The organism is Oerskovia turbata, assembly GCF_000718325.1.
Classification (GTDB): domain Bacteria; phylum Actinomycetota; class Actinomycetes; order Actinomycetales; family Cellulomonadaceae; genus Oerskovia; species Oerskovia turbata.
The window spans coordinates 75,437-92,584 of the sequence record NZ_JOFV01000012.1 but is presented as its reverse complement, the minus strand read 5'-3'; the positions used below and the strand labels follow the sequence as shown (position 1 = coordinate 92,584).

Below are 17,148 nucleotides of genomic sequence, written 5' to 3'. Positions count from 1 at the left end.
GGGGTCAGGGCTCGTGGGGTGCTGTCCCGCGTCCCCCGGCACGTACCGTGGAGCCCATGAGAGGCGAGTACAAGGTTCCCGGTGGCAAGCTCGTGGCGGTCGACGTCGAGACCGACGAGGGGAGGCTGTCCCGCGTCGCGCTGAGCGGGGACTTCTTCCTCGAGCCCGACGACGCGCTCGACGACATCAACGCCGCCCTGACCGGGTTGCCCGAGACGTCGACCGTCGCAGACCTGACACGTGCGATCGAGGCCGTGCTGACCGACGACATCACCATGGTCGGCTTCTCGCCCGAAGCCGTCGCGATCGCCGTGCGCCGCGCACTCGGCCACGCGACCGGCTGGGACGACCACGTCTTCGAGATCATCCACGAGGGGCCCGAGCAGCCCGCGATGCACCTCGCGCTCGACCAGGTCCTCACCGAGGAGCTCGACGCGGGCCGACGCGGTCCCACGCTGCGCATCTGGGAGTGGGGTGCGCCTGCCGTCATCATCGGGTCGTTCCAGTCGCTCAAGAACGAGGTTGACCCCGAGGGGGCCGCGAAGCACGGTATCGCGGTGGTCCGCCGGATCTCGGGCGGCGGCGCCATGTTCGTCGAGCCCGGGAACACCATCACGTACTCGTTGACCGTCCCGGCCTCGCTCGTCGAGGGGCTGAGCTTCGAGCGCTCGTACGCGTTCCTCGACGACTGGGTGCTGGGGGCGCTCGCCGACGTCGGTGTGAACGCCACGTACAAGCCGCTCAACGACATCGCGTCCCCGGCGGGCAAGATCGCGGGCGCCGCGCAGAAGCGCCTGCGCGGGGGAGCGGTGCTGCACCACGTGACCATGGCGTACGACATCGACGCCGACAAGATGCTCGAGGTCCTGCGCATCGGTCGCGAGAAGATGAGCGACAAGGGGACCAAGAGCGCCAACAAGCGCGTCGACCCCGTGCGCTCGCAGACCGGCATGGCGCGCGAGGAGGTCATCGAGGCCTTCAAGGCGCACTTCCGGTCGCGGTACCGCACGGTGGACGGTGCCGTGAGGGCCGGCGAGCGCGCCCAGGCCGAGGAGCTCGTGCGCACGAAGTTCGGGACCGAGGGGTGGACCTCGCGCGTGCCGTGACGCTGTAGCCCGGGTTGTGCTCGGGCCGTGGCCACGTGCCTGAGCCCCGCCGGGGTTCACGCCACCGGGTCGCCGAGGTTACCAACAGGTCACAACTTCGCGACCGGCTTCCCTCTGCCCGAGGTTGGCGGTAATCTTCACGAACACCCAACCTGATGTAAGTTTGTTTCAGAGTCGAAGGGCGTCGGCGATCCGACGCCCCCACGAACGATCAGGTCCGCAGGGACGAACGGCTGGCCGCGACGCGGCAGCCGACCAGAAAGGAAGTCACGGCATGCAGCGACGCAGCACGGTGGCCGTCACGGGCACCCTCCTCCTGGCGCTCGGCCTCACCGCATGTGGCGGCGGGGACAACAGCGGCGGCGAGGCCACGGGGGACGCAGCCTCCGCCGACCACACCGGCGAGACCCTCACCGTCTGGATCATGGAAGGCACCAACCCCGACGGGGACGCCTTCTTCGACGAGGTCACCACCGCGTTCAAGGAAGAGACCGGCGCCGACCTCCAGATCGAGTTCCAGCCCTGGGCCAGCGCCCACGACAAGTTCACGACCTCCATCGCGGGCAACACCACGCCGGACGTCGCCGAGCTCGGCACCACCTGGACCGGTGAGTTCGCCGACGTCGGCGCCCTGTCCGACCTGACCGACAGGATCAAGGACGCGGGCCTCGAGGAGGACCTCGTCCCCGGGCTCGTCGAGTCCGCGACGCTCGACGGCGCGCAGTACGGCATGCCCTGGTACGCCGGCGTGCGCTCGGTCATCTACCGCAAGGACCTCTTCGAGGCGGCCGGCATCGCGATCCCGACGACGTGGGCCGAGCTCCAGGCCGCGGCCGAGACGCTCAAGGCCGCGAACCCGGGCCTCATCCCCTTCCCGATCGCCGGCGACTCCCAGTACGGCGCCATGCCCTTCATCTGGGGTGCGGGCGGTGACCTGGCCGTCAAGGACGGCGACACCTGGACGTCCGAGATCAACTCCGCGGACTCCGTCAAGGGCCTCGAGTTCTACACGGGTCTCGCGACCGACGCGGGTCTGTCGACCGCGGCGGCGACGACCTGGAAGGAGACCGACCTCCTGTCGAACTTCGAGCAGGGCAACGTCGGCATGATGATCTCCGGCAGCTGGACCCCGGGCAAGATCCTCACGGACGTCCCGGACATGGCCGACAAGATCGGCGCGTTCCCCATCCCGGGCGAGACCGAGGGCCTGTCGGACTCGTTCCTGGGCGGGTCGCACCTGGGCGTCTTCGCAGCCAGCGAGAAGCAGGACCTCGCGTGGGAGTTCGTCGAGATGATGACGACCGGCAAGTTCGCGCAGGAGTGGGGCAACCAGTCCGGCTACTTCCCCGGCCAGACCTCGCTCCTGGAGAAGGTCATCGAGGAGAACGACCCGCTCGTCGCGCCGTTCGCCCAGCAGATGGTCGAGGCCGGCGCCTCGGTCCCGGTGACGCCGCTCTACGGCCAGATCCAGGGCAAGAAGACCGTCGAGACGATGCTGCAGTCGATCCTCTCTGGCAGCGCCACGGTGCAGGAGGCCGCTGACACCGCGGCCGCCGACATGAACGAGACCTTCGGGTCCTGACGAGCCCATGGCAGATCTGCACCAGGTTCCCGGCGCGTCGGCCGACCAGCTGACGCGCCGGGCCCCGGCCCCGGCCCCTTCCTCCAGCCCGCGCCGCGGCGTCGGCCGACGTGGCATGCACGTGCTCGGCCACAAGTCGCCGCTGCGTCCCTGGCTGCTCCTGGCCCCTGCGCTCGGCGTCCTCGGCGTCCTGCTCCTGTGGCCTCTGGCCCGCGTCGTGATGATCTCGCTGCAGGACTACGGCCTGCGGCAGATCGCCTCGGGCGAGTCGAACTACATCGGCTTCGACAACTACGCCGCGATCTTCGGCGACTCGTTCCTGTGGACCGTCGTCCTGCCCAACACGATCGGCTTCGCGGTCGCGTGCGTGGTCCTGACGGTGGTCCTGGGCACGGCCGTCGCACTGTTCCTCAACAACCTCGGGACGCTCTGGCGCACGGTCTGCTCGACGGCGATCATGGTCGCCTGGGCCGTCCCCGCCATCACCGGCACGTACGTGTGGATCTGGATCTTCGACCCGCTCAACGGTCTGGTCTCCTCGGTGCTCGACTCGGTCGGGCTCATCGACCCGGCGACCACGAACTGGTTCACCGAGCGGCTGAGCTTCTACGCGATCGCGACCCTCAACGTCGTGCACCACGGCTTCCCCTTCGTCGCGATCACGGTCCTCGCGGGCCTGCTGACGATCCCCAAGGAGCTGCACGAGGCCGCGATGATGGACGGAGCCACGCCCTGGCGCCGGTTCTGGACCATCACCGCGCCGATCCTGCGCCCCGTCTTCGCGGTCGTGACGATCCTGTCGACCATCTGGGACTTCAAGGTCTTCACGCAGATCTACCTGATGCCCGGCGGCAACGGCGGCAACAAGGAGGTCTTCAACCTCGGCGTGTGGTCGTACATCCAGTCCTTCGCGCAGGGCAAGTACGGGATGGGCTCGGCGATCGCCGTGCTGCTCACCCTGATCCTGCTCGGGATCACCGTCGTGTACATGCGCACCCTGTTCAAGGAGGAGGAGCTGTGAGCGCCCTGACCGGTACCCCGTCCAGCACCCCGCCCACGGCCGGGCGCACGGGTCGCACGGGTCGCTCGGCGGCCGCGTCGATCGACGGAGACGCCCCGCGTCCCCCGCAGGTCCTGCGGGTCAAGGCGCGCAAGCGTCCCCTGCCCACCGCGGGCAAGGTCGTGGGCATCATCGCCCTGCTGATCTTCGCGCTGTTCCCCGCGTACTGGATGTTCTCCTCGGCGATCGACCCCGAAGCCCCGACCCGTGGTGCGCGGCTCCTGCCCGCCGGGGTCACGTGGGACAACTTCGTGACCGTGATCGACGACGGCGGGTTCGGCAACTACCTGCGCAACTCGATCGTCGTCGCGGCCGGCGCCGTCGTGTTCTCGTCGCTGCTCGCGCTGCTCGCGGCCGTCGCGGTGAGCCGGTTCAGGTTCCGCTTCCGCAAGTCGATCCTCGTGCTCGTCCTCATGGTGCAGATGGTGCCGCTCGAGGCGCTCGTCATCCCGCTGTTCCTCCAGATGCGCACCCTGGGCATGCTCAACTCGCTCCTGGGCCTGACGATCGTCTACATCGCCTTCTCGCTGTCGTTCGCGATCTGGATGCTGCGTGGCTTCGTCGCGGCGGTCCCGGTCGAGCTCGAGGAGGCCGCGTACCTGGACGGCGCCTCGTGGGGCCGGATGTTCTGGAAGATCCTGCTGCCGCTCGTCGCTCCCGGCGTGGTCGCCACGAGCGTCTTCTCGTTCATCACCGCGTGGAACGAGTTCATCTTCGCCCTGACGTTCCTGCAGCAGTCGGCCAAGTACACCGTGCCGATCGGTCTGCAGAAGTTCTTCGGCGAGAACACGACCGACTGGGGCGCCGTCATGGCCGCCTCGACCCTCATCACGCTGCCCGTGATCGTCTTCTTCGTCCTCGTGCAGCGCAACCTGTCCTCCGGCCTGACCGCTGGGTCGGTGAAGGGATGACCACCGTGCACCACGACGCGCTGCGGGCCGTCAACGGCGTCCTGCTCCCCGGTTTCACGGGGACCGACGCACCGGCCTGGCTCCTCGCGGCCTGCGAGGAGGGGCTCGCGGGAGTCGTCTACTTCGCGTACAACACGCCCGACGTCGCCACGACCGCCAGGCTCTCGGCCCACCTCCACGAGGTCTCGCCCGACCTGCTGATCACGATCGACGAGGAGGGCGGGGACGTCAGCCGGCTCGAGGCCGTCACGGGGTCGAGCATCCCGGGGGCCGCGGCCCTGGGGACGGTCGACGACGAGGACCTCACGGAGCGGGTCGCGCTCGCCCTCGGGCGGCTGCTCGCCGCGACCGGGGTGGACCTCGACCTGGCGCCCGTGCTCGACGTGAACTCCCGGACCGAGAACCCCGTCGTGGGCGTGCGTGCGTTCGGCGCGACGCCCGGTCTGGTGTCCCGGCATGGCGCCGCGTTCGTCCAGGGTCTGCACCGTGCGGGCGTCGGGGCGTGCGGCAAGCACTTCCCGGGGCACGGCGCGACCGACGTGGACTCCCACCTGTCGCTCCCCGTGGTCGACGACACGCTCGCCGCGGTCCGCGAGCGCGACCTGCCGCCGTTCGTGCGGGCCTTCGAGCCCGACGTCGACATCGACTCGATCATGACCGCGCACCTGCTGGTGCCCGCGATCGGTCCACGACCCGTCTCGCTCGAGCCCGCCGCGGCCGCGCTGGCGCGCGAGCTCGGCTTCGAGGGCCCGATCATCACCGACGCCCTCGACATGGGCGCGGTCACGGGCGGCGACGGGATCGGCGAGGTCGCCGTCCAGGCCATCGAGGGTGGTGCGGACCTGCTGTGCCTCGGCACGACGGTCGGCCGCGACGACGAGGCGCTGTTCCGCCAGGCGCAGTCCGCGCTCCTCGCCGCGGTCGCCGACGGCCGGGTCACGATCGAGCGCCTCCACGAGTCCGCGGCCCGCACCGCACGCACCGTGCGCCGGGTGCGCGAGCTCCAGGCGTCCGCGGGCGCGACCTGCGGCACCGCGGAGGCGACGGCCGCGCTCGAGGCGCTCGCCGCCGTCGGGCAGGAGGCCGCCGAGCGGGCCGTGCGCGTCCACGGTCCCGCCACGCACCTCGACCCGTCCGGTCCCGCACCCGACGTCGTCGACCTGCGCCAGCGGTTCGACCACGCCGCCGGGCGCACCGCCCAGCACGTCCAGTCGGCGCTCGTCGCGACCTTCCCCGGCACGACCCTCCACGCCTTCTCCGACCCGGCCGGGTGGGAGGACGCGCTCACCGCGGTCTCGGCACGGCCGTCGGACGGCCCCATCCGCCCGCTCGTCGTCATCACGCGTGAGCCCGTCCCGGGCAGCCGCGAGGCAGGCATGCTCGACGCCCTGCGCGCCGCCCGTCCCGACCTCGTCGCCGTCCACACCGGCTTCCCCGACGCCGTCCCCGCCTGGTTCGGGGACCGGACCACCGTGGTCGTCGCCTGCGGCACCGGACGCGCGAACGCGCGCGCCGCCGTCGGGCAGCTGACCGCACTCACCCCGGAGGTGACCCGATGATCGTCCTCGGCCTGTCCTCCGGCACGTCGGTCGACGCGATCGACGCGGCCGCCGCCGACTTCCACCTCGGCCCCGACGGGGTCCTGCGCATGCGGCCCCTCGGGCACACCGAGTACGAGTGGCCCGCCGCGCTGCGCGAACGCATCCTCAAGGCGCTGCCGCCCGCCGCGGTCGACATGGGCGAGGTCACGCAGCTCGACACGCTCATCGGGCAGGAGTTCGGCCGGGCCGGACGCCAGGCCGTCGACGACGTCGCCGGCGGTGACGTCGACCTCGTCGCGTCGCACGGGCAGACGCTCTACCACTGGGTCGTCGGCGCCCGCGCGCACGGCAGCCTCCAGCTCGGCAACGCCGCCTGGATCGCCGAGCGCACCAAGCGGCCCGTCATCAGCGACTTCCGCGTCGCCGACATCGCCGCAGGCGGCCAGGGAGCGCCCCTCGTGAGCGTCCTCGACGCGTTGTGGCTCGGCCGCGACCCGCAGTCGCCCGACGGCGCTCCGGCCGGGCTGAGCGCAGCGCTCAACATCGGCGGGATCGCGAACGTCACGCTCGTCGGCGAGGTCGAGGCGCCCGTGACCGGGTGGGACACCGGCCCCGGCAACTGCCTCATCGACCTCACGGCCCGTCAGCTCACGGGCGAGCCGTTCGACCGCGACGGCGCCCTGGGCGCCGCCGGGACCGTGGACCAGGCCGCGCTGCGCGCCCTGCTCGACGACCCGTACTTCGCGGCCAAGGCCCCCAAGTCGACCGGCCGCGAGCTGTTCGACGCGACGTACGTGCCGCGCAAGCTCGCGTCCGTGCGCCCCGATCTCACCGGTCCCGACCTCGTCGCGACCCTCACCGAGCTCACCGCGGTCACCATCGCGGAAGGGCTGCTCACGGTCGCCCAGTCGATCCCCGCCGACCGACGCAGCGCGGGCGACGCCGCCGCGGAACCCCAGCGCGAGGTGCGCCGCGTCGTCGTCTCGGGCGGCGGCGCGCACAACCCGACGCTGCTCGCACGGCTCCGCGCCTACCTGCCCGACGGCTGCGAGCTCCTCACGGCCGACCAGCTCGGGATGCCCATCGACGCCAAGGAGGCGTACCTCTTCGCGCTCCTCGGCTTCCTGTCGGCCCACGGGGTCGCCGGCACCGCCAAGGGGGTCCAGCGCCGCCGCTCCACCGGGGCGCGCCGCGCCGCGGTCCTCGGCTCGCTCACCCCACCCACCCCGCTCGTCTGGCCCGCGTTCACCGGGCCCATCCGCCGGCTCGTGCTGGCCAACACCCCGTTCGGGCTCGCCCCGATGCCGAAGGGAACACACCGATGACCGACACCCGTCCCGCCACCCCTGCGGAACTCTCGGCCCGGCACGCTACCGCCGCCGAGGACTGGCAGGAGGTGCTCCGGCTCGCGTCGCCGACCGAGGACCGCAACCCGCGCACCACGGACATCGACCTGCTGCCCACGGCCGAGGTCGTGCGGCGCATCACCGACGAGGACGCCGGGGTCGCCGACGCCGTGCGCGCCGAGGCGGACCGCATCACCGCGGCCGTCGACCTCGCCGTGGCCGCGCTCCGCGGCGGCGGGAAGGTCCACTACTTCGGGTCCGGCACGTCGGGGCGCCTCGGCGTCCTCGACGCGGTCGAGCTCCTGCCCACGTACGGCGTGGGGGACGAGTGGTTCGAGGCGCACCTCGCGGGCGGTGCGGGCGCCATGATGCTCGCGGTCGAAGGAGCCGAGGACGACGTCGAGCTCGGACGGCGCGACGCCGACGGGGTCCGGGCCGGAGACCTGGTCGTGGGCCTCGCGGCGAGCGGCCGGACCCCCTACGTGGGCGGCGCGTTCGACGTCGCCGCCGAGCGAGGCGCCGCGACCGTGCTCGTGAGCGCCAACCCGCAGGCGCGCCTCGCCTCGCGCGTCGACGTCGCGATCCTCCTCGACACGGGCCCCGAGGTCGTGACGGGCTCGACCCGCATGAAGGCCGCCACGGCACAGAAGCTCGTGCTCAACACGTTCTCGACCGCGACCATGATCCGGCTCGGCAAGACGTACTCGAACCTCATGATCGACGTGCGCCCGACCAACCAGAAGCTCCGCGCCCGCATCGTGCGCATGCTCGTCCAGGCCACCGGGCTCGGCACCGATGAGTGCGAGCAGGTCCTGCACCGGGCCGGCGGCGAGATCCACGTCGCGCTCGTCATGCTGCTCGCCGGCGTCGGCGTCGACGAGGCCCGCGAGGCGCTGCGCGGGGCCGGGGCACCCGGGGTGCGCCGCGCGCTCGAGCTGCTGGGGGCCTGAGCGCGACCGGGTCGCCGGGCAGCCGACCGGGCAACTGGGGTCCGGACGGCGGCCCGGCACCCGACGGAGGTACGGCCACCCGAGAGAAGCCGGGGCGGCCGGCGGGGCGCGGTCAGCCGACGGGCGCGGCGACGGCACGGGCCCCGAACACCGCGGTCCCCACGCGCACGATCGTCGCACCCTCGGCGATCGCCGCCTCGAGGTCGCCGCTCATGCCCATCGACAGCTCGCGCGCCTCACCCGTCCCCGGGGCGCCGCTCGCGAGCACCTCGTCACGGATCCGGCGCAGCCGCTCGAACCCCGCGCGCACCAGCGCGGTGTCGGGGGAGTTCGCCCCGATCGTCATGAACCCCGTGAGGCGAAGACCCTCCAGTGCGGCGACCTGACGGGAGAGGTGTGAGGCGTCGTCGGGCCCCACCCCCGCCTTGGACTCCTCACCCGACACGTTGACCTGGACCATGACGTCGAGCGTGCGGCCCTCGCGCGCGCAGCGGCTCGCGAGCGCGCCGGCGAGCGCGAGCGAGTCGACCGACTCGACGCCTGTCGCCGTCGCGAGGACCTGGTTGACCTTGTTGCGCTGCAGGTGCCCGATCATGTGGACCCGCACCGCGCCGTCCGCGACCAGGTCGGCGAGGTCGGGCGCCTTGGCGACGAGCTCCTGGACGCGGTTCTCGCCGATCAGCGTCGCGCCCGCGGCGACGACCGCGCGCACCGACGCAGCGTCCTGCGTCTTGGTCGCCACGAGGAGCTGCACCTCGTCGGGTGCCCGGCCGACGGCGATCGCCGCCGCGTCGACGCGGGCGCGCACGGCCGCATAGCGGTCGGCGATGGTCCGGGACGGCTCGGCCGGGACGTCGAGGGGCGAGGCAGGGGAGAGGGAGGGCACGGGAGCAGTCTAGTTTTCCGACGGCGTCACCGGGCTGGGCGTCCGGCTCACGTCCGTGAGGCAGAATCGGGGCATGAACGCGATCCTGAACGTCATCTGGCTCATCTTCGCGGGGCTCTGGCTCGCGATCGGGTACGTCGTGGCAGGGATCGTCTGCTGCATCCTCATCATCACCATCCCGTTCGGCATCGCGAGCTTCCGCATCGCCGGGTACGCGCTGTGGCCCTTCGGACGGACCGTCGTCGACAAGCCCACGGCCGGTGCGTTCTCCACGATCGGCAACGTGATCTGGGTGATCTTCGCGGGGCTCTGGCTCGCGATCGGGCACGTCATCACCTCGATCCCGCTGTTCGTGTCGATCATCGGGATCCCGCTGGGCATCGCGAACCTCAAGATGATCCCGATCTCGCTGCTGCCCCTCGGCAAGCAGATCGTGCCGACGAACGCGCGCTTCGGCGCCTGACGCGCGAGTATCGGGTGGTGGCCGCCGACGGTGACGCTGCTGGGCGCCGACGGTGACGGCGCTGGGTGCCGAGGGTGACGGCGCTGGGTGCCGAGGGTGACGGTGGCGGGCGCCGACGGTGACCGCAGGTGACGACGACAGGGGAGCCATGCGCGACGGGAGGCAGGACCTGAGCGAACGTCTGGGGCTGGGCCTGCGACGAACCTGGTGGCGTGCCCGCGACTACGCGTGCGTGCTGCACTGGCAGGCGACCGGGCTCGTGTCCCGCGTGAGCCCCGACGACCTGCGTCACCCCGACCGGCCGGTCGGGCCACCCGTCGTCCTCGTCCCCGGGGTGTACGAGCCCTGGCACTTCCTCCTGCCCCTGGCCACCCTGTTGCACGACGCCGGGGTCGCGGTCCACGTGCTCCCGGAGCTCCGGGACAACCGGCGACCTGTCACCGAGGGTGCCGTGCTTCTCAGGCGATACCTCCGCGAGCGGGACATGCGCGACGTCGTCGTCGTCGCGCACAGCAAGGGCGGACTCATCGGGAAGCTCGCCATGGTGCACGAGAGCCCGGACCGCCGGATCTCGTCGATGATCGCGATCAACACGCCGTTCGCGGGCTCCGCCTACGCGCGATGGTTCGTCACACCGGCCGTCCGGGCGTTCATCCCGAGCGACGCGACGATCGTCGCCCTGTCCGCCGAGCGCGCCGTCAACGAACGCATCACCTCGGTGCACAGCCACTGGGACCCGCACATCCCCGCCGGCAGCACGCTCGACGACGCGCACGACGTCGTGCTCGACACCCCTGGGCACTTCCGGCCGCTCGCCGACCCGCGACTCCACGACCTGCTGGTCGAGCGGATCGTCGGAACACGTCCGGGCTGACGCACCGAGTCCCGACCGACGATCCGGCCGAAGGCGTCCGAGCTAGCTGCGCGGCAGCTGCAGGACGCGCGTCAGGCCGGGGGAGTCCGGGTCGTCGACGATCTCGACACCGTCCAGCCACGACCCGATGACGTGCGCGAGCTCGCCCGGATGGCTGAAGTTGATCGCGTGCGCAGCGCCCTCGATGAGCGCGACCGTGGTGTGGTCGCCCGCGAGGCAGCTCACCTCCCGCACTCGCGCAGGAGGAGGCATCAAAGGGTCCCGGCTCCCGATGACCGCGAGCGTCGGCACGGTCGACCGGACGATGCGTTCCAACGACGGGAACCGGGTGAGCTCGCTGAACAGGTGGAACGTGTTGACCGGCCCGAACCTCACGTAGTCCGGGACCGCGACGCGAGCCATCTGCCGGCTCTCCCGCGGACCGTCCATCGCGAGCTGCCGGACGGCCCGGAGCAGGCCCTGGTTGTGCACGCCGCCCGCAGGCGACACGAGCACGATGCGCGCGACACGGTCGGGCTCGCTGTGGGCGACCTCGAGGCTGATGGGGCAGCCCATCGAGTTGCCGACCAGCACCACCTTCTCGAGCTCGAGCGCGTCGAGGATACGGATCAGTGCGTGCGCGAGGGCAGGGATACCGAGGGTGTAGTCCCACTTCTCGCTCTTGCCGTAGCCCGGCAGGTCCGGGACGACGTTCGTTGCGCGTGCGGCCAGCACGCGCGCCGTCGGCATGAGGTAGGTGCCGGAGATCGCGAAGCCGTGCACGTGGACGATCGGCAGGCTGCCCGGCACGTCGGCGCTGCGCCGGTAGAACACGGGGTGCCCCTCGACCTCGACGGTTCCCTCGGTCCAGCCGGTGGTGTTCGTGCCCATGAGGCCGATCGTGGCAGAGCGGGTGCGAGGGGGCCACCCGTGCGACGAACCGTGGGGTGGGTGTGCTGGTGGAGCTCGCCTCAGGGCAGGGGGTCGGTGACGAGGCGGGAGCGGGCTTCGTGGACCTGGAGGGGCGCGGCGGTGCTGGTGGTGGTCGCGGTACCGGAGATGGCGGTCCAGGTGGGGGCGCCGGTGATGCGGAATCGCGCGGTCCACGTGGTGGTCAGGGTGATGGTGACCTGGTCGGCGGGCTGGGTGTACGTGTGGTGCACGGTGTGGTCAGGGTAGGGGGCGCCGGGGTCGGTCGTGACCAGAGGTGGGGTGGTGTCGTCGTAGTCCCAGGTGAACGTGTCCGGTTCCACGCGCAGGGTGACGGGGATACCGAGGAGAGTCGTGGCGAGCTCCTGGGAGTCGTCGGTGGTGTGGGTGATGGTGGGGATGTTGACCAGGGTCCACCCGTCGGGAGGCTGGACGCTCACGGGGGAGGGAGTGATGTCCAAGGTGGCCAGGGCGCGCTCGGCTTCGGCGGTGAGATCGGCAGGGGTGACGCAGGACTGGTCGACGACGGGGTCCCCGGACGGCGACCACGCGCCCGGGACGCCGTCTGCGCCGATGGTGCGGGTCTGGCGGTACAGGGCGCCGAGATAGTAGGAGTCCGCAGCGCACTCGATGCCGGCCTCGACGAGACGCATGTGTTCCCCACACCCCCGCGAGAGATCGGTGTCAGCGTCGAGGCCGTCGAAGATCTCGCACTGCTCAGGAGTCGCCCGGAAGAACTTCTCCGTCGCCGGGCCGCCCGTGCCACCGGCCTCGAACGCGCTGCCGCCGCGGGTGGCGTACTCCGCCTCAAGATTGACCGACTGATTCTCGGCTTTCCCAGTGAATCCCCAGTCTCCTGAAGGAGCAGCGGTAGTCGTCGAGAACGGTGAGGGGAAGAACGGTGTTGCCAAGGTAAGGAGAACTGCGAACGTTCTGCCTCGGTGCCGGGGTAGTTGGAGTGACATATCCGCCTAGCCCTCCGGAACCGGTGCGATCTCGACGATCACCCAGTTGCCGTCGTTGCGCCCGACCTCGACACGGACGGTCGCGACGGAGGTCGGTTCCGAGGCGATCTCTGCCCCGTCGCCGTCGACGACAGTCAAGGCCTCTTGGGTCACTGTGACATCGAGAGGGTAGATCCCGGTCTGCTCGTCACGTACGTATTTGCCAGGGTCATCTACGGATGCGTCCAGCTGACCTCCGTCGTACGACCCACCTGACGAAGCAAGCCAAGCCACCTGTTCCAGGGTTTCCGAGCAGTACCCGCACGTCCCGTGAGACATCCCCTTCAAGTCTGAGTCGTCGACGGCGGCGAGTGCATAACCAGACAGCTCGATGTAGTACTCCGCCGCTGCGGCCGCGCCTTCGGCGTCGTCGGTGTCCATCGCGGCCGGTCGTTCGGGCTTGACGGGTCCGCTCGGCGTCGGTGTCGGGCTGGGGTCGGGTGCCGGTTCGTCGACGGTCGCGGGTGGGGGCGGCGGCGTCGGCTCCTGCGCGTTTGCGCACCCGGCGACCAGCCCGCTCGCGACGGCCAGGACGAGCGCTCTTCGTGCGCGCCGGATCGTGCGACGGGACGTGCGGGCACGACGAGACATGAGACCCCCTGCGTGGTGCGGACGACGATGCCGACGCCGGCACCCCCGCGAACTCCTCACAGAACCTAGCGAAGCGGGCCTTCCCAGGGAACCCCTCTGTCCTGACCTGTGGGCAACTTCTTGTCCTGTGCGCGCGTGGTGGCGGTGCAGCATCTCGAGGAAGTGCCCATGGAGAGGCCCGCACTCGAAGCGGGCGGGTCGATCCGACGAGGTCATGGCGCGTGGGGCGAGGTCGTCGTGGTGACCTCGCCCCCGCGGGTGTCGGGCGGGGCCCGTGCCTAGCGGGCGGTGAAGAACGCCGGCTCGCCCCATCCTGTCGTCACGGTCCAGAGGCCTGGGGCGCCGGCTGGGACCGCTACGCATGCGTTTCCTTCGGCGACACCGCCTGCGTAGAGCTCGCCGACGTCCTGGATGTTGTTCGGGATGACTCCGCAGTAGCCCTCGTAGGTGACGGCGTCGTCGCCGACGAACTTCACGGAGAGGTCGAGCCAGGGGGTGCCTGATGTCGCGCCCTGGTAGGTCGCGGTCAGGGGGACGATCCAGAACTCCAGTCCGGCCTCGGGCGGAGAGTTGAACTGGTTCTCTGCGCTGATCTCTCCCCAGGCCTCGCGGGGTGTGCCGACGACGATCGACCAGTCTTCGTTCCCGACCGTGGTCCCGACGGGGTGGGGGTTGGCGCGTGTCCCGGGGGCGGCCGCGGGCGGCTCCGGGGTGGTGGCGGGCTCGGCGGGAGCGGTGTCTGCGTCGGGCGTGGTCGATGAGGGCGGCTGCACGGCGGCCTCGTCCGAGGCGGAGAGGTTGTCCGAGCTCAGTCCGCAGCCGGTGAGGCTGATCGTGAGCCCGAGGACCGCAGCGGTCAGAGCCATGCTCCGGCGGCGAGGCCGGGATGTCGTGGTCGTGGGGTGGGTCGGCAGTTGCGAGGGCTGGGTGTGGTGGGTGATGGCGTTCATGAGTGGTCCTTTGGTGGGGTTCGACGGCGTCGCTGTCGTCGAGCGGTGTCGTCCGGCCGGACGGCCGCAGGTCAGAAGCGCGGAAGGCGCCACAGGTGGTCGCTCGTGCGACCGTCGACAGTTGTAGAGAGGGCGCGATGCCCGTGGTGATCGGTGCGGGCCACGACGTCGGCCTGGTGGTGGTTGCGTTCGTCGAAGGTCCGGAAGCGTTCGCCGGCCATGATGCGGCGGTGGACTCCGACGACGCTCGTGGCGGTCGTGGTGCCTGTGGTCGTCACCGAGTGGAGGACGGCGACAAGGTGCTCGACCGGTTCGCCACTGGGGTGCTCGTCCTCGCTGTCCGGGTCGAGCTGCATGGTGCGGATCGCACGGATGAACGGCATGTGCGGTCAGAAGTGGGGGAGGGTGAGCAGGTTGTTGGTCTCCCGGCCGTCGGCGACGGTGGCGATGTAGCGGGTTCCGGTCGGCGAGGTCTTGGGGACGACGTCGGCCTGGGTCTGCTGGGGGCTGAGGGACCGGAACGTGTGTCCCTCCGTGATCCAGGCGTGGACCTGTTCGCGAGTGGTGGTCGTGAGGGGGCCCGTTGGCGTCGCGGACCAGCCGACGTGGGTGATGTGCTGGTTCGAGGTGCCGGGGTGGTCGACGTAGATGGAGCGGATGTAGTTCATGGGGTGTTCCTCTCGTGCTGGGTGGTGATCTGGCTGAGAGGAGCGTTGCGGAGCCTGGGGTCCGGCGGCCATACCCACGGTGATAACCCCACTTATCGGTCATGGGCGCAACGAGCGAACAGTTCGCGCTACTGTCCTCCCAGCGAGCTCGCCCGGTGGCCGGCTCGGCCGAGATGAAGGCGCGACCGAGATGAGGGGAGATGATGTGACACCGTCCGTCCTCGACTCCCTCACGCTGTCCCTGCCGGACATCGCCGAGCTGGCACGCGTGCAGCGCCCCGTGGTGTCCATGTGGCGTCGGCGGTACGCGACCGCGGCCTGGCCGTTCCCGGAGGCGGTTGTGACCCGTCGTGACCAGCAGCGGTTCCGGGCCTCCGAGGTGACGGCGTGGATCGAGCGCAGCGGACTCGGCCGCAACCCGTCGTTCGCGGCCGACGTCGCGTTGCGGGCCGCGCTGGACGAGGTTCCCGGCCTTGATGCGGACGTGGCGCTCGACGGCCTCACGTCCCTGCTCCACCTCAAGTCGCAGACGGGCGAGCTCCTGGGCGCGCTCAGCCGTGCGGAGGTGCTCGACCTCGCGGACGAGGTGGACCCCGACGACCACCTGGCGTACTCGGAGATCGAGGCGCTGGGTGACCGGCTGGGTGTGCTGTGCGAGGTGGCCGACACGGCCGCCGACGCCGCCTACACACCGGCGGGCGCGTTGGAGGCCGTCCTGCTCGACAGGCACCGGGCCGGACGCAAGCTGCTCACCGAGTCGGCGGCATCCGCCGGAGCCCTCGACGTCGTGGCTCGGATCGTCCTTGTGCTCACGTCCGGCCGCGGGCCGCTCGTGCTCGCCAACCCCTACGCCGACTGCGGCGACCTGCTGGTGACCGTCGTCGGGGCGGTGGCCGAGGCGAGCGGTGAGCATGACGCTCCGACGTGCGCCGTACCCGGCACACGGACCGACCCGGCGGCCCGCCTCGCGCGCCGGCGCCTCGGCGCTCTCGGCGTCCGGGTGGTCGACCTCGACGCCGACGACGCCGTGGGCCACGCCGTCTCGTCCGGCGCGACGATCGTGGCTCAGCTCCCTCCGGTCGGCAGCACCCCGTGGTCCGACGACGAGGTTCTGCGCGCGGTCGAGACTCTCGCCGTGCAGCGTGAGCCGGGCCGGTTCGCCGTCGTGCTGGGGCCCGCGGGCGCGCTCGTGGGGGCGGTCGAGGGTCAGGCCGAGAAACTCCGGTCGGGACTGCTGCGGAACGGCGAGGTGCGGAGCGTCGTCGAGCTCCCTGCGGGGCTCCTCCCCGGGCGTTCGCGTGAGCGCCTCGCGATCTGGGTGCTGGGCGACCCGCCCGCCGACGTCGGCCTCGCCAAGCAGTGGATGACCGTCTCCGACCTCACGGGGGAGGGTGCGGTCGGGGGAGTGCTCGACGAGGGTGTGGTCGACGACCTCGTGACCGACGTCGTCGCGGCCCAAGGGGTGCTCGCCGATGTGAGGGCGCACGCCTTCCGGTTCACTCGCTTCGCCTACACGTCCGAGCTCGTCGCCTCACGGAGCGACCTCTCGGCAGACTTCCGCCGGCTCCGGGTGGGCCAGCGCGACGACGGCGGCCGCGCGGCCGTGCGTGCCCACGAGCTCGCCGCGGGACTCGGTCTCGAGGGGGCCGAGTTCGTCGTCGCCGGCCCGGGTCGAGACCCGCGCCGCGAGACGCTCCGGTCGCTCGAGGTCCGCGGGGGCGTGCGGAGGATCTCCGGGAACCGGCTGGACCCGCGCGCCGTCGGTGCGGTCGGCGAGGTGCCGGTCGTCGGCCCGGCCGAGCTGACCGGTGACGTCATCCCCGGCGAGCGCCGCATGGACCGGCGCACGTTCTCGGCACTCTCCGCCGCACGGTACACCGAGCCGGGCGACGTGATCTTCTGCACCGCGCCCTACCCGGCCGCGATGGTCGACCACGTCGGACTGTCCGTGGTCGAGTTCCCGGCGCAGGTGCTACGCATCGACCGGGCGGCAGCCCCCGGCCTCGTCCCGCACGTCCTCGCGGAGGACATCACGTCCCAGCGTGCCACCGCGAAGAGGTGGCGCACGTGGGAGGTGCGCGAGGTTCCCGAGGACCAGGTGAGTGCTCTCGAGGAGCTGCTCGCCGCCGTCGGGCAGCACGAAGCCCAGGTGCTCGACGAGGCCCGACGCCTCGCCGAGCTCCGCACGACCCTGACCCGTGGCGTCGCCGACGCCAGCATCCTGCTCAGAACGGTGGACAATGCCTGACGACGCCCCGACCCTGTTCGACGTCCCTACGACCCCGAAGAAAGCAGGACCCGTGCCTC

At 71.4% G+C, this 17,148-nt stretch carries 17 protein-coding genes; 10 read left to right on the top strand and 7 right to left on the bottom strand.

Annotation, left to right across the window (positions count from 1 at the left end; translation table 11 throughout):
• Positions 1-56 precede the first annotated feature (56 nt).
• The 7 genes from lplAB (at position 57) to IE95_RS0113585 (ending at position 8,496) form a co-directional block, all read left to right on the top strand.
• Complete coding sequence (lplAB, locus tag IE95_RS0113615) at positions 57-1,106, top strand: lipoate-protein ligase LplAB (RefSeq protein WP_030152168.1); 1,050 nt, start codon at positions 57-59, stop codon at positions 1,104-1,106.
• Between the two features lie 274 nt (positions 1,107-1,380).
• Positions 1,381-2,688, top strand: a complete 1,308-nt coding sequence (locus IE95_RS0113610) for a sugar ABC transporter substrate-binding protein (RefSeq protein ID WP_030152167.1) — start codon at positions 1,381-1,383, stop codon at positions 2,686-2,688.
• A 7-nt stretch (positions 2,689-2,695) separates the two neighbouring features.
• A complete protein-coding gene (locus tag IE95_RS0113605; RefSeq protein WP_084690272.1) occupies positions 2,696-3,709 on the top strand; it encodes a carbohydrate ABC transporter permease in 1,014 nt (337 codons plus the stop codon).
• A 140-nt stretch (positions 3,710-3,849) separates the two neighbouring features.
• Positions 3,850-4,659, top strand: coding sequence for a carbohydrate ABC transporter permease (locus IE95_RS0113600; RefSeq protein WP_030152165.1), 810 nt, complete (start codon positions 3,850-3,852; stop codon positions 4,657-4,659).
• A complete protein-coding gene (locus IE95_RS0113595; RefSeq protein ID WP_051703111.1) occupies positions 4,656-6,218 on the top strand; it encodes a glycoside hydrolase family 3 N-terminal domain-containing protein in 1,563 nt (520 codons plus the stop codon). Before IE95_RS0113600 ends, IE95_RS0113595 begins: the two co-directional genes overlap by 4 nt.
• On the top strand, positions 6,215-7,525 hold the full coding sequence (locus IE95_RS0113590) for an anhydro-N-acetylmuramic acid kinase (protein ID WP_051703110.1): 1,311 nt from the start codon (positions 6,215-6,217) through the stop codon (positions 7,523-7,525). Before IE95_RS0113595 ends, IE95_RS0113590 begins: the two co-directional genes overlap by 4 nt.
• Positions 7,522-8,496: an N-acetylmuramic acid 6-phosphate etherase gene (locus tag IE95_RS0113585; protein WP_084690271.1), complete on the top strand. Its 975-nt coding sequence runs from the start codon at positions 7,522-7,524 to the stop codon at positions 8,494-8,496. Before IE95_RS0113590 ends, IE95_RS0113585 begins: the two co-directional genes overlap by 4 nt.
• Positions 8,497-8,608: 112 nt before the next feature.
• Here the strand turns inward: IE95_RS0113585 and IE95_RS0113580 are convergent, their stop codons facing one another.
• Positions 8,609-9,382: a YggS family pyridoxal phosphate-dependent enzyme gene (locus IE95_RS0113580; RefSeq protein ID WP_030152161.1), complete on the bottom strand. Its 774-nt coding sequence runs from the start codon at positions 9,380-9,382 to the stop codon at positions 8,609-8,611.
• Between the two features lie 73 nt (positions 9,383-9,455).
• On the opposite strand from IE95_RS0113580, the gene IE95_RS0113575 reads away from it, so the two are divergent.
• Positions 9,456-9,845 (top strand): YccF domain-containing protein, encoded by a 390-nt coding sequence (locus tag IE95_RS0113575; protein WP_030152160.1) that lies wholly within the window; start codon positions 9,456-9,458, stop codon positions 9,843-9,845.
• Between the two features lie 148 nt (positions 9,846-9,993).
• Complete coding sequence (locus IE95_RS0113570) at positions 9,994-10,719, top strand: esterase/lipase family protein (protein WP_030152159.1); 726 nt, start codon at positions 9,994-9,996, stop codon at positions 10,717-10,719.
• Between the two features lie 42 nt (positions 10,720-10,761).
• Here IE95_RS0113570 and IE95_RS0113565 read toward each other — a convergent pair whose 3' ends face one another.
• The 6 genes from IE95_RS0113565 to IE95_RS0113540 form a co-directional block, all read right to left on the bottom strand.
• Positions 10,762-11,589: an alpha/beta fold hydrolase gene (locus IE95_RS0113565; protein WP_030152158.1), complete on the bottom strand. Its 828-nt coding sequence runs from the start codon at positions 11,587-11,589 to the stop codon at positions 10,762-10,764.
• An 80-nt stretch (positions 11,590-11,669) separates the two neighbouring features.
• Positions 11,670-12,281, bottom strand: a complete 612-nt coding sequence (locus IE95_RS19705; protein WP_051703109.1) for a hypothetical protein — start codon at positions 12,279-12,281, stop codon at positions 11,670-11,672.
• A 318-nt stretch (positions 12,282-12,599) separates the two neighbouring features.
• Positions 12,600-13,223 (bottom strand): DUF6318 family protein, encoded by a 624-nt coding sequence (locus IE95_RS0113555; RefSeq protein WP_276319047.1) that lies wholly within the window; start codon positions 13,221-13,223, stop codon positions 12,600-12,602.
• Positions 13,224-13,501: 278 nt separating this feature from the next.
• Positions 13,502-14,173, bottom strand: coding sequence for a hypothetical protein (locus IE95_RS19700; protein ID WP_129429492.1), 672 nt, complete (start codon positions 14,171-14,173; stop codon positions 13,502-13,504).
• Between the two features lie 71 nt (positions 14,174-14,244).
• On the bottom strand, positions 14,245-14,556 hold the full coding sequence (locus IE95_RS0113545) for a hypothetical protein (protein ID WP_030152154.1): 312 nt from the start codon (positions 14,554-14,556) through the stop codon (positions 14,245-14,247).
• A gap of 6 nt (positions 14,557-14,562) precedes the next feature.
• Complete coding sequence (locus IE95_RS0113540; RefSeq protein ID WP_051703108.1) at positions 14,563-14,841, bottom strand: DUF3892 domain-containing protein; 279 nt, start codon at positions 14,839-14,841, stop codon at positions 14,563-14,565.
• A gap of 205 nt (positions 14,842-15,046) precedes the next feature.
• Here IE95_RS0113540 and IE95_RS0113535 point away from each other — a divergent pair, with 205 nt between their 5' ends.
• On the top strand, positions 15,047-17,089 hold the full coding sequence (locus IE95_RS0113535; protein ID WP_030152152.1) for a hypothetical protein: 2,043 nt from the start codon (positions 15,047-15,049) through the stop codon (positions 17,087-17,089).
• The last annotated feature ends 59 nt before the right edge of the window (positions 17,090-17,148 follow it).

What these genes read in the sequence shown, in the direction of transcription:
- IE95_RS0113605 (WP_084690272.1), top strand. Translation starts at nt 2,696, where the DNA reads ATGGCAGATCTGCACCAGGTTCCCGGCGCGTCGGCCGACCAGCTGACG.
- IE95_RS0113610 (WP_030152167.1), top strand. Translation starts at nt 1,381, where the DNA reads ATGCAGCGACGCAGCACGGTGGCCGTCACGGGCACCCTCCTCCTGGCG.
- IE95_RS0113575 (WP_030152160.1), top strand. Translation starts at nt 9,456, where the DNA reads ATGAACGCGATCCTGAACGTCATCTGGCTCATCTTCGCGGGGCTCTGG.
- lplAB (WP_030152168.1), top strand. Translation starts at nt 57, where the DNA reads ATGAGAGGCGAGTACAAGGTTCCCGGTGGCAAGCTCGTGGCGGTCGAC.
- IE95_RS0113540 (WP_051703108.1), bottom strand. Translation starts at nt 14,841, where the DNA reads ATGAACTACATCCGCTCCATCTACGTCGACCACCCCGGCACCTCGAAC.
- IE95_RS0113590 (WP_051703110.1), top strand. Translation starts at nt 6,215, where the DNA reads ATGATCGTCCTCGGCCTGTCCTCCGGCACGTCGGTCGACGCGATCGAC.
- IE95_RS0113570 (WP_030152159.1), top strand. Translation starts at nt 9,994, where the DNA reads ATGCGCGACGGGAGGCAGGACCTGAGCGAACGTCTGGGGCTGGGCCTG.
- IE95_RS19705 (WP_051703109.1), bottom strand. Translation starts at nt 12,281, where the DNA reads ATGCGTCTCGTCGAGGCCGGCATCGAGTGCGCTGCGGACTCCTACTAT.
- IE95_RS0113565 (WP_030152158.1), bottom strand. Translation starts at nt 11,589, where the DNA reads ATGGGCACGAACACCACCGGCTGGACCGAGGGAACCGTCGAGGTCGAG.
- IE95_RS19700 (WP_129429492.1), bottom strand. Translation starts at nt 14,173, where the DNA reads ATGAACGCCATCACCCACCACACCCAGCCCTCGCAACTGCCGACCCAC.
- IE95_RS0113585 (WP_084690271.1), top strand. Translation starts at nt 7,522, where the DNA reads ATGACCGACACCCGTCCCGCCACCCCTGCGGAACTCTCGGCCCGGCAC.
- IE95_RS0113555 (WP_276319047.1), bottom strand. Translation starts at nt 13,223, where the DNA reads ATGTCTCGTCGTGCCCGCACGTCCCGTCGCACGATCCGGCGCGCACGA.
- IE95_RS0113595 (WP_051703111.1), top strand. Translation starts at nt 4,656, where the DNA reads ATGACCACCGTGCACCACGACGCGCTGCGGGCCGTCAACGGCGTCCTG.
- IE95_RS0113545 (WP_030152154.1), bottom strand. Translation starts at nt 14,556, where the DNA reads ATGCCGTTCATCCGTGCGATCCGCACCATGCAGCTCGACCCGGACAGC.